This is a genomic window from Pseudonocardia sp. ICBG1293, assembly GCF_020131355.1.
GTDB lineage: Bacteria > Actinomycetota > Actinomycetes > Mycobacteriales > Pseudonocardiaceae > Pseudonocardia.
In genome coordinates, this window is sequence record NZ_JAHLEL010000047.1 from 31571 (window position 1) to 47038 (window position 15468).

General features: G+C 77.7%; 1 protein-coding gene and 1 pseudogene (1 of these 2 running past the window's edge). Both read right to left on the minus strand.

Annotation, left to right across the window (positions count from 1 at the left end):
• Nucleotides 1–9287, minus strand: a pseudogene (locus KPF47_RS23580) (SDR family NAD(P)-dependent oxidoreductase) (its annotated part extends 2677 nt beyond the left edge of the window); the annotation flags it as partial.
• On the minus strand, nucleotides 9172–15165 hold the full coding sequence (locus KPF47_RS23585) for a type I polyketide synthase (RefSeq protein WP_224391310.1): 5994 nt from the start codon (nucleotides 15163–15165) through the stop codon (nucleotides 9172–9174). The gene KPF47_RS23585 and the pseudogene KPF47_RS23580, both read right to left, overlap by 116 nt.
• Nucleotides 15166–15468: the final 303 nt, after the last annotated feature.

A 15468-nucleotide genomic window follows, 5' to 3' on the forward strand; every position in this document is an offset into this window, starting at 1 on the left:
CGGCGCCGGAGCAGGTCCAGGGTGGTGCGGGTGCGGTCGTGCACCGCGTGGGGGGTGTCCTCGCCGGGGGCGGCCGGGACCGGGGCGAACAGGGTCGCCGGGACGGTGGCGTCGGGTTCGGCGAGCAGCTCGTCGACGGTGGCGTACCGGGTGTGTCCGGCGGCGAGGGCGTCGGTGACCGGGTCGCCGTCGGCGCCGAGCACCGCGCACGGCTCCGACGGGGCCGACGGGGCCGACGGCGGGGTGACGGTCGTCCAGGCCAGCCGGAACAGGCCGTCGGGCACGGCCGTCGCGGAGCCGAGGGCGGCGGGGTCGACGGGGCGTGCGAGCAGGCGTCCGGCGGTGGCGACGGGCCGGCCGGCGGGATCGGCGAGCGCGACGGTCAGGCCGCCGCCGTCGGCGGGTGCGAGGCGCACCCGCAGCGCGGTGGCGCCGGCGGCGGGCAGGGTGACGTCCTCCCAGGCCCACGGCAGTCCACCGGTGCCGTCCCCGGTCAGCAGGGCGGCGTGCAGGGCGGCGTCGAGCAGGGCGGGGTGCAGCCCGAAGCGGGCCGCGTCGTCGGCGGTGGAGTCGGGATCGGGCAGCGACACCTGGGCGTAGACGGTGTCGCCGTCGCGCCAGGCGCCGGTCAGCCCCCGGAACACCGGGCCGTAGCCGAACCCGGCCCCGGCGAAGCGCTCGTAGCAGCCCTCGACGTCGAGCTCGGCCGCGCCGGTGGGCGGCCAGGTCGTGGCGTCGAAGCGCGCCGGGGCGGGCGCGTGCGTGGTGAGGGTGCCGGTGGCGTGCTCGGTCCACGCGTCGGTGCCCTCGGGACGGGCGTGCACGGTGACCGGGCGGCGCCCGGACCCGTCGTCGGCACCGGCCCGGACCTGCACGGTGACGGCTCCGCCCGCGGCGGGCAGGGTCAACGGCGTGGCGAGGGTGAGCTCCTCGACGCCGCCGCAGCCGACCTCGTCGCCCGCGCGGACGACGAGCTCCAGCAGCGCGGTGCCGGGCAGCAGCACGGTCCCGGCGACCGTGTGGTCGGCCAGCCACGGCTGCGCGGAGGTCGAGAGGCGGCCGGTGAGCAGCGCGCCCGCACCGTCGGGGAACGCGACCGCGGCGCCGAGCAGCGGGTGCCCGGCGGCGCCGAGCCCGGCGGCGCGGACGTCGCCGGGGGCCGTGCCGGCGCCCGGCCAGTAGCGGCGGTGCTGGAAGGCGTAGGTCGGCAGGTCGACGCGGGTGGCACCGGTGCCCTCGAACAGGGCGGCCCAGTCGACCCGCACGCCGCGGACGTGCAGCGCGGCGAGCGCGGTGAGGGCGGCGACGTCCTCCGCACGGTCGCCGTGCAGCACGGGCACGGTGACGGCGCCACCGGCGGGCAGCGAGTCCTGGGCCATGGCCGACAGCACGCCACCGGGACCGATCTCGACGAACGTGACGGCGCCGCGGCCGGCGAGGGTGGTCACCGCGTCGGCGAACCGGACGGGCTCGCGGACGTGGCGCACCCAGTAGTCGGGGTCGCACAGCTCGTCGGCGCCGGCGACGTCGCCGGTCAGCGAGGAGACCACGGGCACGGTCGGAGCGGCCGGGTCCAGGCCGGCGACGACGGTGCGGAACTCCTCGAGCATCGGCTCCATCAGCGGTGAGTGGAACGCGTGGCTGACCCGCAGCCTGCTGGTCCGGCGTCCCCGGTCGGCCAGCGCCGCCGCGACGGCGTCGACGCCGTCCTGCGTCCCGGAGACGACGACGGCGGACGGTCCGTTGACCGCGGCGATCGCGACGTCGTCGCGGGTGAGCAGCGCGGCGACCTCGTCCTCGGTCGCCTCGACGGCGACCATCGCGCCGCCGGCGGGCAGGGCCTGCATCAGGGTGCCGCGGGCGGCGACCAGCCGTGCGGCGTCGGTGAGGGTGAACACGCCCGCCACGTGGGCGGCGGCGATCTCGCCGACGGAGTGGCCGGCGACCAGGTCGGGGGTGACGCCCCACGACTCCAGCAGCCGGTACAGCGCGACCTCCAGCGCGAACAACGCCGGCTGGGTGGCGCCGGTCGCGTCCAGCGGGGAACCGGCGGTGTCACCGTCGCCCCACACGACCGCGCGCAGGTCCGAGCCCAGCTCGGACTCCACCGCGGACAACGCCGCGTCGAACGCGTCGGCGAAGGCCGGGAAGCGGGCGTACAGCTCGCGCCCCATGCCGGGGCGCTGCGAGCCCTGCCCGGAGAACAGGAACGCGGTGCGGCCGGTCGCGGCGGTACCGGTGACGACGGCCGGGTCGGCCTCGCCCGCGGCGAGCGCCGCCAGACCGCGCCGGGTCTCCTCCGCCCCGGTGCCGACGACGACGGCGCGCTGCTCGAAGGCGGCGCGGGTGGACAGCAGCGACCAGCCGACGTCGGCGGTGCCGAGGGCGTCGCCGTCACGGACGTGGCTGAGCAGGCGGGCGGCCTGGTCGCGCAGCGCGTCGGCGGAGGCGCCCGACAGCGCCCACGGCACGACGGGCAGCTCCCGGGTGCGGGCGGGGGCGGCGGCGGTCGCGGTCGGCTCCGGCTGCTCGACGATCACGTGGGCGTTGGTCCCGCTGATCCCGAACGAGGAGACCGCGGCCCGGCGCGGACGGCCGGTCTCCGGCCACGCGGTCTGCTCGGTCAGCAGCGCGACGGTGCCCTCGGACCAGTCCACGTGCGAGGACGGCGCGTCCACGTGCAGGGTGCGGGGCAGGACCCCGTGCCGCATCGCCTGGACCATCTTGATCACACCCGCCACACCGGCGGCGGCCTGGGTGTGCCCGATGTTGGACTTCACCGACCCGAGCAGCAGCGGCCGCTGCGGGTCCCGGTCCCGCCCGTAGGTCGCGATCAGCGCCTGCGCCTCGATCGGGTCGCCGAGGGTGGTGCCGGTGCCGTGCGCCTCGACGACGTCGACGTCACCGGTGGACAGGCCGGCCGAGGCCAGCGCCCGGCGGATGACGCGCTGCTGGGACGGACCGTTCGGCGCGGTGAGCCCGTTGGAGGCGCCGTCCTGGTTGACCGCCGACCCGCGCAGCACCGCGAGGATCTCGTGCCCGTTCCGCAGCGCGTCGGACCGGCGCTCCAGGACGAGCACGCCGACGCCCTCGGACCAGGCGACGCCGTCGGCGGCGTCGGCGAAGGCCTTGGAGCGGCCGTCGGGGGCGAGTCCGCGCTGGCGGGAGAAGTCGACGAAGGTGCTGGGGGTGGACATGACCGTCACACCGCCGGCGAGGGCGAGGCTGCACTCCCCCGCCCGCAGCGCCTGCGCGGCCAGGTGCATCCCGACCAGCGACGACGAGCAGGCGGTGTCGACGGTGACCGCCAGTCCCTCCAGGCCCAGGGTGTAGGACACCCGGCCGGACGCGACGCTGGGGGCGCTGCCGTTGCCGCGGAACGCCTCGTGCTCGTCGCCGGTGAGCGTGGTGCCGTAGTCGTTGTACATGACCCCGGCGAACACCCCGGTCGCGCTGCCGCGCAGCCCGGTCGGGTCGATCCCGGCGCGCTCGATCGCCTCCCAGCTCGTCTCCAGCAGCAGCCGCTGCTGGGAGTCGGTGGACAGCGCCTCGCGCGGGCTCATGCCGAAGAACCCGGCGTCGAACTCGGGGGCGGTGTGCAGGAACCCCCCGGCACGGACGTGGGTGTGGCCGGGGCGGTCCGGGTCCGGGTCGAACAGGTTCGCCAGGTCCCAGCCGCGGTCGGTCGGGAACGGGCCGGTCGCGTCGGCGCCGTCGTCGACGAGCCGCCACAGGTCCTCCGGGGACGCGACCCCGCCCGGGTAGCGGCAAGCCATGCCGACGATCACGACGGGGTCGTCGCCGGTCGCGGCCGGTCCGCCCGGGGAGGCCACGGCCGTACCGGTGCCGGCGCCCGTGCTGCTGTCGGCGCCGGCGTCGGCGGTGTCGTCGGCACCGAGCAGCTCGTCGCGCAGGTGACGGGCCAGGACACCCGGCGTCGGGTAGTCGAAGACCATGGTGGCGGGCAGCCGCAGCCCGGTGGCCGCGGTGAGGCCGTTGCGCAGCTCGACCGCGGTCAGCGAGTCGAACCCGAGGTCCTGGAACTGACGGCCGGTCTCGACCTGGCCGGGGTCGGCGTGCCCGAGGACGTGGGCGATCCGCTCGCGCACGAGGTCGAGCAGCGCCTCGTCGCGGGCCGTCCCGTCCAGCGGGCGGAGCCGGTCGGCGAGGTCACCGGTGGTCGGCGACGCCGTCGCGGCGGCCCGGCGCGCCGGGCGCCGGATCAGGCCGCGCAGCAGCGGTGCGGGCTCCCCCTGGGCACGCAGGGCGGGCAGGTCGAGGCGGACCGGGGCGAGTGCGGCGGGTCCCCCGGCGGTCGCGGCCAGCGCGGCGTCGAACAGGGCGGTCCCCTGCTCCGGGGTCAGCGGCGGCATCCCGGAGCGGGCGATCCGCTCCACGTCGACGTCGCTGAGCGAGCCCGTCATGCCGACGGCACGGCTCCACGGCCCCCAGGCCAGCGCGACGGCCGGGAGCCCGGCCGCCCGGCGGTGCACCGCCAGTGCGTCGAGGAAGGCGTTCCCCGCGGCGTAGTTGGCCTGCCCGGGGCTGCCGAAGGTGGCGGCCACCGAGGAGAACAGGACGAAGGCGTCCAGGTCCAGGTCACGGGTGAGCTCGTGCAGGTGCCAGGCCGCGTCGACCTTGGGGCGGAGCACGGTCTCGAGCCGCTCCGGGGTCAGCGAGCCGATCACGCCGTCGTCGACGACGCCCGCGGTGTGCACCACGGCGGTCAGCGGACGGGTGTCGTCGATGTCGGCGAGCATCGCGGCGACCGCGGCCCGGTCGGTGACGTCGCAGGCCACGGCGTGCGCGGTCGCGCCCAGCGCGGCGAGCCCGTCGACCAGCTCGGCGGCACCGGGGGCGTCCGGACCGCGACGGCCGGCCAGCAGCAGGTGCCGCACGCCGTGCTCGACGACGAGGTGACGGGCCAGGACGCCGCCGAGCCCGCCGGTGCCGCCGGTGACCAGGACGGTGCCGTCGGGGTCCCACCGGTGCGGCTCGGCGCCGGCCGGCACCCGGACCAGCCGCGGCACGAGCACCGTGTCGGCGCGGACGGCGAGGTCGGGCTCGTCGTGCGCGGCGGCGAGCGCGGCGACCAGCGCGGCGGGGCGCACCACCGGGTCGGCGCCGGTGGCGTCGTCGGGCAGGTCGAGGACCGCCAGCCGGCCCGGGTTCTCGGTGCGGGCGGTGCGGACGAGGCCGTGCACCGCGGCGGCGGCCGGGTCGGTGCCGTCGGTGGCACCGCGGGTGAGCAGCACGAGCCGGGAGTCGGCGAACTCCGCGCCGGCCAGCCACTGCTGCACCAGGTCCAGGGCCGCGGCGGCGACGGTGTGGGTGGCGTCGGCGACGGTCCCGCCGCAGGACGCGGCCCCGGCCAGCACGAGCTCGGGGACCGGCTCGCCCGCGGCGGCCAGCGCGGCGAGGTCGGGGTGGGTGCGCACGGGGATGCCGGCGGCGCGCAGCGCGGCCGTGCCGACCGGGCCGGGGCCGCCGGTCCCGGCGCCGACGACGGCGACCGCCGACGGCGGCGGGCCCGCGTGCTCGCCCAGCGGGACCCAGTCCTGGCGGAACAGGGCGGCGTCGTAGCGGTCGGCGCCGGTGTCGGCCGGGACCTCGCGCGAGACGAGCGACTCCGCCGTCAGCACCGGCCCGCCCGCGGCGTCGTGGACCGAGATCGTGACGGTGTCCTCGCCCACGGCCGCGATCCGGGCGCGGACGGTGCCGGCACCCGCGGCGAACAGCTGCACGCCCTCCCAGGTGAAGGGCAGGCCACCCCGGCTGATCGCGCCCAGGTCACCGTAGGCGGCGGCGTGCTGGGCGGCGTCGAGCAGGGCGGGGTGCAGGCCGAACCCGGTGGTGTCGGTCCCGGCGCCGGCGGGCAGCGTGACCTCGGCGAAGACCTCGCCGTCACGGCGCCAGGCCGCGCGCAGGCCCCGGAAGGAGGGCCCGTAGTCGAAGCCGATCCCGGCGAGCCGCTCGTAGCAGCCCTCGAGATCGACCGGCTCGGCGCCCGCGGGCGGCCAGACGGTGGCGTCGAACCCGTCGCCGGCGGGGGCGAGTGCCCCCGAGCCGAGCACACCGGTGGCGTGCTGCGACCAGGGCAGACCGTCGGCGTCCTCCGGCCGGGAGAACACTCCGAGGGTGCGCCGGCCACGGGTGTCCGCAGGACCGACCCGGACCTGCACCCGCACGCCGCCGCGCTCGGGGAGCACCAGCGGCGCGGCCAGGGTCAGCTCCTCCACGCGGGTGCAGCCGACCTCGTCACCGGCGCGCACCGCCAGCTCGACGAACGCGGTGCCGGGCAGCAGCGCGCGGCCCTGCACGCCGTGGTCGGCCAGCCACGGGTGGGTGCGGACCGACAGCCTGCTGGTGAACAGCACGCCGTCGTCGCCGGCGAGCTCGACGGCGGCGCCGAGCAGCGGGTGGTCGGCGGTGGTGAGCCCGGCCGCGGTGACGTCGGCGGCGCCCCGCGCCGGCGCGGGCCAGTAGCGGGTGTGCTCGAACGGGTAGGTGGGCAGGTCGACCCGGGACGGGCCGGTGCCGTCGAACAGCCGGGCCCAGTCCACGGTCGTGCCGCGGACGTGGGCCCTGGCGAGACCGGTGACCAGCGACAGCTCCTCGGCGCGGTCGCGGCGCAGCAGCGGCACGGCGACGGCGCCCTCGGGCAGCGACTCCTGCGCCATGCCGCAGAGCACGCCGTCCGGGCCGAGCTCGACCAGCGTGGTGACGCCGCGCGCGGTCAGGGCGGCGACACCGTCGGCGAAGCGGACGGTGCCGCGGACGTGGCGCACCCAGTAGTCCGCGGAGCAGATGTCGGAGACCTCGGCGACCGAGCCGGTCAGGTTGGAGACGACCGGGATCCGGGGCTCGTGGTAGGTCAGACCGGCGGCGACGGCCCGGAACTCGTCGAGCATCGGGTCCATCAGCGGCGAGTGGAACGCGTGGCTGACCCGCAGCCGGGAGGTGCGCCACCCCTGGGCGCGGGCGTGCTCCTCGACTGCGGCGATCCCGTCGGTGTCCCCGGCCACCACGACCGACGACGGACCGTTGACCGCGGCGAGCGAGACCCCGGCGGTGAGCAGGGGTACGACCTCGTCCTCGGTCGCGCCCACGGCCAGCATCGCGCCACCGCGCGGCAGCGCGGCCATCAGCCGGGCGCGGGCGGCGACGAGCGTGACGGCGTCGTCGAGGGACAGGACGCCCGCGACGTGCGCGGCCGCGATCTCGCCGATCGAGTGCCCGCCGACGAGGTCCGGGACCACGCCCAGCGAGGTGACCAGGCGGTGGAGGGCGACCTCGATCGCGAACAGTGCGGGCTGCGCCCGGCCGGTGTCGTCGAGAGCCTCGGCGTCGGTGCCCCACAGGACCTCGCGCAGGGTGACGCCGGTGTCGGGCAACGCCGCGTCGAGCAGCGCGGCGGTCTCGTCGAACGCCTCGGCGAACACCGGGAAGCGGGCGTGCAGCTCGCGGCCGGCACCCAGGCGCTGGGAGCCCTGCCCGGAGAACAGCAGCGCCGTCAGGCCCTCCCCCGCGACGCCGCGGGCGATGTCGGTGACCTCGTCCCCGGAGCCGAGCAGCACGGCGCGGTGCTCGAAGGTCGCGCGCCCGGTGGCCAGTGCGGCGCCGACGTCGAGCGGGCGCAGCCCGGTGGCCGAGTCGGTGAGCCGGGCGCGCAGGGTGTCCAGAGCGGTGGCGGTGCGGGCGGACAGCGGCCACGGCACCACCGCGGGGACCGGCAGCGCGGCGGCGGTCGCGGGCTCCTCGGTGTGCGGGGCCTGCTCCAGGATGACGTGCGCGTTGGTGCCGCTGATCCCGAACGAGGAGACCCCGGCCCGGCGCGGGCGGCCGGTCTCCGGCCAGTCGACGGCACCGTCGAGCAGCGCCACCGCGCCCGCGGTCCAGTCGACGTCGGCCGAGGGGCGCTCGGCGTGCAGGCTGCGGGGCAGCACCCCGTGCCGCAACGCCATGATCATCTTGATGACGCCGGCGACGCCCGACGCGGCCTGGGTGTGGCCCATGTTGGACTTCACCGAGCCGAGCAGCAGCGGGTGGTCGCGGTCCGCACCGTAGGTCGCGAGCAGCGCCTGGGCCTCGATCGGGTCGCCCAGGGTGGTGCCGGTGCCGTGCGCCTCGACGGCGTCGACGTCGCCGGAGCCCAGCCGCGCGCTCTCCAGCGCGGCCCGGATCACCCGCTGCTGGGACGGGCCGTTGGGGGCGGTCAGGCCGTTGGAGGCGCCGTCCTGGTTGATCGCGGACCCGCGCAGGACCGCCAGGACCTCGCGGCCCTGCCGGCGGGCGTCGGAGAGCCGCATCAGCACGAGCATCCCGGCGCCCTCGGCCCAGCCGGTGCCGTCGGCGCCCTCGGCGAAGGGCTTGCAGCGGCCGTCGGCGGCCAGCCCGCTCTGGGCGGTGAAGGCGACGAACGGGCCGGGGGTGGCCATCACCGACGCGCCACCGGCCAGCGCCGTCGAGCACTCCCCGGCCCGCAGCGCCTGCACCGCCTGGTGCATGGCGACCAGCGACGACGAGCAGCCGGTGTCCACGGTGACCGCCGGGCCCTCGGCACCCAGGGTGTAGGACAGCCGCCCGGAGATGACGCTCGCGGCGTGCCCGGTGGTCGAGTAGACCGCCACGTCCTCGTCGGAGGCGCGGATCACCTCGCCGTAGTCCTGACCGGTGGTGCCGACGAAGACACCGGTGTCGGTGCCGCGCAGCGACGTCGGGTCGATCCCGGCCCGCTCCAGCGCCTCCCAGGTGATCTCCAGCAGGATCCGCTGCTGCGGGTCCATCGCGACGGCCTCGCGCGGGGAGATCCCGAAGAAGCCGGGGTCGAAGCCGGCGACGTCGTCGACGAAGCCGCCGACCTGGGCCAGGCTGCCGCCCGCGCCGTCACCGGCGAGCGCGTCGAGGTCCCAGCCGCGGTCGGTCGGGAACGGCCCGAGGACGTCGCGGCCGTGCGCGACGACGTCCCACAGGTCCTCCGGCGAGGCGACGCCACCGGGGAAGCGGCAGCCGATGCCGACGACCGCGACCGGCTCGGACGCGGCGGCGACCAGCTGCTCGTTCTGCCGGCGGAGCCGCTCGACCTCCTTGAGGGACGACCGGAGTGCCTCGACGTACTTCTGGTCCGACGTGCTCATCGTTGTCTCCTGCGTGTCGTTCAGTTCGCCGAGGTCAGTTCGCCGAGTTCTCGGTGACGAGCCGCAGCAGCGCTTCGGCGTCCATGTCGTCGAGGGACTCCGTGCCGTCGTCCGCCCGGCCCGCGTCGGGGTCGGGGGCGTCGGCGGCACCGGGCTCGGCATCGGCGAGGCCCAGCACCATGTCCAGCAGGCCCGCCCGCCGCAGCCGTCCGATCGGGACGGCGGCGAGGAGCTCGCGGATGTGGGCGTCGGGGTCGTCGGTCCGGGTGGTGGCCTGCTCGCCGGAGGTGTCGCCGAACAGCAGCGTCCCCAGGTGGCGGGCCAGGTCGGTGGGTGTCGGGTGGTCGAAGACGAGCGCCGCGGGCAGCGGCAGCCCGAGCCCGGCGCGCAGCCGGTTGCGCAGCTCCACCGCGGTCACCGAGTCGAACCCGACGTCGCGGAACGCGCGCCCGGCGGGGATCGCGTCGGCGCCGTCGTGGCCGAGGGTGGCCGCCGCCTCGCCGCGGACCGCCTCGACCAGCGCCCGGGCCCGCTCCGCGGTCGGCAACGCCTCCAGGCGCCCGCGCAGCGGCGGGACGGCCGTGCTCGCGGCGGTGTCGCCGGGGACCGTGGCCGGCCCGTCGGCGAGCGCGGCGACGGCCTCGGGCACCGTGCCCAGCAGCGGGCTGGGGCGCAGCGCGGTGAAGCTCGGTGCGAAGACCTCCCAGTCCATGCGGGTCACCGCCACCGCGGTGTCCCCCTCGCCCAGGGTCAGCTCCAGCGCGGCCAGTGCGTCGGCCGGAGCCATCGCCGGGACGCCCTGGCGGTGCAGCCGCTCGTGCACCTGCGGGTCGGTGGCCATGCCGACCTCGCCGAACGTGCCCCGGGCGACCGAGGTCGCCGGGAGCCCGAGCCCGCGGCGGTACGCGGCGAGGGCGTCGAGGTAGGCGTTGGCCGCGGCGTAGCCCGGCTGGCCGCCGCTGCCCCAGACCGCCGCCCCGGAGCTGTACAGCACGAACGCGTCGAGCTCGGTCCCACGGGTGAGCTCGTGCAGGTTCCGGGCCGCGGTCAGCTTGGACCGCAGCAACGCGTCGAGCCGGTCCACGGTCAGGTCCGCGACGGGCGCGTCCCCGGCCGCGACGCCGGCCGAGTGCACGACCGCGGTCAGCGGCAGGTCCGCGGGCAGCCCGTCGAGCAGGGCGGCGAGGGCGTCGCGGTCGGCGGCGTCGCAGGCGGCGATCGTGACCCGGGCGCCGAGCGCCTCCAGTTCGCTGCGCAGCGCGGCCGCGCCGGGGGCGTCCTCACCGCGGCGGCTGGTCAGCAGCAGGTGCTCGGCACCGCGGCCGGCGGCCCACACCGCGGTCCGCCCGCCGATGCCGCCGGTCCCGCCGGTCACCAGCACGGTGCCGCGGTCGCAGCCGCCGTACCCGGGGCGCGGCGCGGCCGGGGCCGCGTGCGCGAGCCGTCGGGCGAGGACCCCGTGCGGCCGGACCGCCAGCTGGTCCTCGGTGCCGGCCCCGGTGACCAGCCCGGCGACCCGGGCGGCGGTCCGGGGGTCGGGGGTGGCCGGCAGGTCGATCAGCCCACCCCACCGGTCGGGGTGCTCGAGCGCGACGACCCGGCCCAGGCCCCAGAGGGTGCCCTGCTCGGGATCGGTGACGGGGTCACCGGGCGCGGTGCCGACGGCGCTGCGGGTCAGGCACCACAGCGGCGCCGTGACGGCGGCGTCGCCGAGCGCCTGGACCAGCGCGAGGGTCCGGGCCAGCGCGCCGGGGACGCCCGGGTGCTCCGGGTGCGGCCGTCCCGTCGGGTCCGGGAGGACCACGACCGCGGCGACGGGGCCCTCGGCGGCGTGCCGGGCCAGCTCGGCGGCCCACCCGGAGCGTCCGGTCCCGGGGTCGGTGACCGGGACGGCGCCGGGTCCGAACGCCGCGAGCAGCCCGTCGTCGGCGGCGCCGGTCGCGTCGTGCTCGACGACCAGTACCCGCCCGGCGGGCGGGGCCGCGGCGGGCTCGGGGACCGGCGCCCAGTCGACCCGGTGGCGCAGGTCGTTGGCCCGGGTGCGGGCGCGGGACCCGGTGCGCCACGCCGACAGCGCGGGCAGCACGGTGTCGAGTGCGCCGCCGGGCAGGCCGAGCGCATCCGCGAACGCCGCCGGGTCCTGCCCGTCGACCAGTGCCCAGAACGCGGCGTCGTCGGCGGCGCCCGACGGGTCCGCCTTCGGCTCGGGCCAGTAGCTGCGGCGCCGGAACGCGTAGGTCGGGAGTTCGCGGTGGCCGCCGCCGGCGTCGGGCAGGGTGGTGGTCCAGTCGACGGTGGCGCCGTGCACGTAGGCCTCGGCCAGCGAGGTCAGCACCCGGGCGGCGCCGCCCTCGTCGCGGCGCAGCGTGCCCAGCACGACCGCGGCGGCGGTGCCGTCGGGGTCGGCCGCCTCCTGGGTCTCCTGGATCGGCCCCGCCAGCACCGGGTGCGGGCTGACCTCCACGAAGATCCGGTGCCCGGCCGCGAGGAGCGCCTCGGTCGCGTCCTGCATCCGGACGGTGTTGCGCAGGTTGGTGTACCAGTAGGTGCCGTCGAGGCCACCGTCCTCGGCGGTGTCGAGGCGCCCCCCGGTGACGGTGGAGTAGAACGGCACCGTCGGGGTGCGTGGGGTGACGGCGGCGAGGACCTCGGCGAGCTCGTCGCGCACGGCCTCGACGTGCGGGCCGTGCGAGGCATAGTCCACCGAGACCCGGCGGGCCCGCACCCCGGCGGACTCGCAGGCGGGGAGCAGCGCGTCGAGCGCGTCCGCGTCACCGGAGACCACGACCGACGACGGCCCGTTGACCGCGGCGACCGACAGCGCGCCGCCCCAGGGGGCGAGGAGCTCGGTGACCCGGTCGACCGGTGCCGAGACCGACACCATCCCGCCGCGCCCGGACAGCCGGGGCAGCGCGCGGCTGCGCAGCGCCACCACCCGGGCCGCGTCGTCGAGGTCGAGCGCGCCCGCCACGTGGGCGGCCGCGATCTCGCCCTGCGAGTGCCCGACGACCGCGCCCGGCTCCACGCCGTGTGCGCGCCAGACCGCGGCGAGGCCGACCATCATCGCGAACAGCGCGGGCTGGACCACGTCCACGCGCTCCAGCAGCGCCGGATCGCCGTCGCCGGTGAGGACCTCGTGCAGCGACCAGTCGACGTGCGGGGCCAGCGCGGCGGCGCAGTCGTCGACCGCGGTGCGGAACGGCGGCGAGGTCGCGAGCAGCTCGCGCCCCATCCCCCACCACTGGGCGCCCTGTCCGGGGAACACGAACACCGGGCCGGCGGGGTCCTCGGCCGCGGTGCCGGTGACCAGTCCGGCCGCCGACGTGCCGTCGGCCAGCGCGGCCAGCCCGCGGGAGAGCTCCTCGGGGGTCTCCCCCACGACGACCGCGCGGTGGTCGAACACGGCGCGGGTGGTGGCCAGGGCGTGCCCGGTCCGGGCCGGGTCCTGCGGGTCGCGGGCCACGGCGTCGCGCAGCCGGCCGGCCTGGGCGCGCAGCGCGTCGGCCGAGCGGGCGGTGACCGGCCACGGGACCGGTCCGTGCGTGTGGTCGGCCGGCTCGTCCACCTCGGCGGGGGCAGCCTGTTCCAGCACGACGTGGGCGTTGGTCCCGCTGATGCCGAACGACGACACCCCGGCCCGGCGGGGACGGCCGGTCTCCGGCCACGCGGTCCGCGCGGTGAGCAGCTCGACGGCCCCGGTGGACCAGTCGACGTGGCTCGACGGCGCGTCGAGGTGCTGGATGCCGGGCAGCTCGCCGGCGCGCATCGCCGCGAGCATGGTGATCACCCCGGCGACGCCGGCGGCGGCCTGGGTGTGCCCGATCGCGGACTTCACCGAGCCCAGCCGCAGCGGCTCGGTCCGGTCGCCGCCGTAGGTGGCCAGCAGCGCCTGGGCCTCGATCGGGTCGCCGAGCGCGGTACCGGTGCCGTGCGCCTCGACGACGTCGACGTCGGCCGCGGTGAGCCCCGCGTCGGCCAGCGCCCGGCGGATCACCCGCTGCTGGGACGGCCCGTTGGGGGCGGTCATCCCGTTGGAGGCGCCGTCGGAGTTGATCGCCGATCCGCGGATCACGCCGAGCACCGGGTGCCCGTTGCGGCGGGCGTCGGACAGCCGCTCCAGCAGGACGACGCCGACCCCCTCGGCCAGGGTCATCCCGTCGGCGGCGTCGGAGAAGGGCTTGCAGCGGCCGTCCGCGGCCAGTGCCCGCTGCCGGCTGAACCCGACGAAGGCCTGCGGGGTCGCCATCACCGCGGCGCCGCCGGCCAGGGCGAGCGAGCTCTCCCCGCTGCGCAGCGAGCGGCAGGCCAGGTGCATCGCGACCAGCGACGACGAGCACGCCGTGTCCAGGGTGACCGCGGGACCCTCCAGGCCCAGCAGGTAGGCCACCCGGCCGGACAGGACGCTGGCGGCGGTGCCGGTCACCATGTGGGTCTCGGTGTCCCCCGCGGCGTGCGCGACGGTCGTCGCGTAGTCCTGGTAGGTGGCGCCCACGAAGGTGCCCGTGCTGGTGCCGCGCAGCGAGGTGGGGTCGATCCCGGCCCGCTCGAAGGCCTCCCAGGAGGTCTCCAGCAGGATCCGCTGCTGCGGGTCCATCGCGACGGCCTCGCGCGGGGAGATCCCGAAGAACCCGGCGTCGAAGTCGGCCACGTCGTGCAGGAATCCGCCCTGCACGGAGTAGGTGCGCCCGTGCCGGTCCGGGTCGGGGTCGTGCAGCGCGGCCGCGTCCCAGCCGCGGCCGGTGGGGAAGCCGGTGATCGCGTCGACCCCGTCGAGCGCGAGCTGCAGCAGCGCCTCGGGGGTGTCGGCGCCTCCCGGGTAGCGGCAGCTCATCCCGATCACCGCGATCGGGTCGTCGTCGGTGGCCGGACCGGCCGCCGGCTGCGGCGCCGCGCCGGTGGAGCCGAGCGCGAGCTCCTGGAGACGGCCGGCGAGCGCGGCGGGGCTCGGGTGGTCGAAGACCAGGGTGGAGGGCAGCACCAGACCGGTCGCGGCGGCGAGCCGGTTGCGCAGGTCGACCGCGGTCACCGAGTCGAACCCGGCGTCGCGGAAGGCACGGCGCTCCCCGAAGGCGTCGGCGGAGGCGTGCCCGAGGACGGCGGCGGCCTCGGTGCGGACCAGCGTGACCAGCAGCCGGGTCCGCTCGGCCGCCGACAGCGGCGCCAGGCGGTCGGCGAGGGCCCCGCGCGGACCCGCGGCCGGAGCGGCGCCGCGGGTGAGCCGGGCCCGGACCTCCGGGATCGCGTCGAACAGGTGCGAGACCCGGCCCGCGGTGAACACGTCGTGGTAGACGTCCCAGTCGACGTCCATCAGGCCGACGACGGTCTCGTCGTCGTCGAGCACGCAGCGCAGCCCGGTCAGCGCCCGCTGCGGGTCCAGGTACTCCAGGCCGCTGCGCCGGATCCGGTGCGGGTCGGCCGCGGTGCGCTCGGGGTCGGCGGCGGGCCACTTGCCCCAGTGCACCGAGGTGGCGCGCAGCCCGCGCGCGCGGCGCTGCTCGGCCAGCGCGGACAGGAACGCGTTCCCGGCGGCGTAGGCGGCGTGCACACCGCTGCCCCACATGCCGGCCGTCGAGGAGTACAGCACGAGGTCGGTGGCCGGGTCGTCGAGCAGCTCGTCGAGGATCCGGGCACCGGTCACCTTGGCGTGCACGACCTCGGCGAACTCGTCGAGGGTGGTGTCGGCGATCGCGGCCAGCCCGATCACCGCCGCGGTGTGCAGGACGGTGCCGACCGTGCGCCCCTGCGCTGCCAGCCGCGCCAGCAGGGCCGCGACCGCGTCCCGGTCGGTGATGTCGCAGGCCACGACCTCGGCCTCGGTGCCCGCCTCGGCCAGCTCGGCGACCAGCACGGCCGCACCGGGGGCGTCGGGGCCGCGGCGGGACAGCAGCACGACGTGCTCCGCACCGTCGGCGGCCAGCCTGCGGGCCAGGTCGGGGGCCAGGGTGCCGGACCCGCCGGTGACCAGCGTGGTGCCCCGCGGGCTCCAGCGCCGCGCGGGGGCCCGGCCGCCACGACCGGCGCGGACGATGCGCCGCGCGGGCGGACCGCGAGCTGGTCCTCGTCACCGAGCCGCCCGGCCAGGACGGCGGCCAGCCGGTCCCCGGTCCGGGCGTCGAGGACCTCCGGCAGGTCGACGGTGCCGCCCCGGCGGTGCGGCTGCTCGACGGCGGCGGTCCAGCCGAGCGCGGCGACCTGGCTCTGCAGCGGCCGGGTCACGGTGTCGACGGGCGCGGCGGTGGCCGCGCCACGGGTGAGGTGCCACAGCCCGGCGTCGACGCCGGCGTCGCCGAGGGCCTGGACGAGGGTCACCGACAGCGCGAGGCCGCAGGTG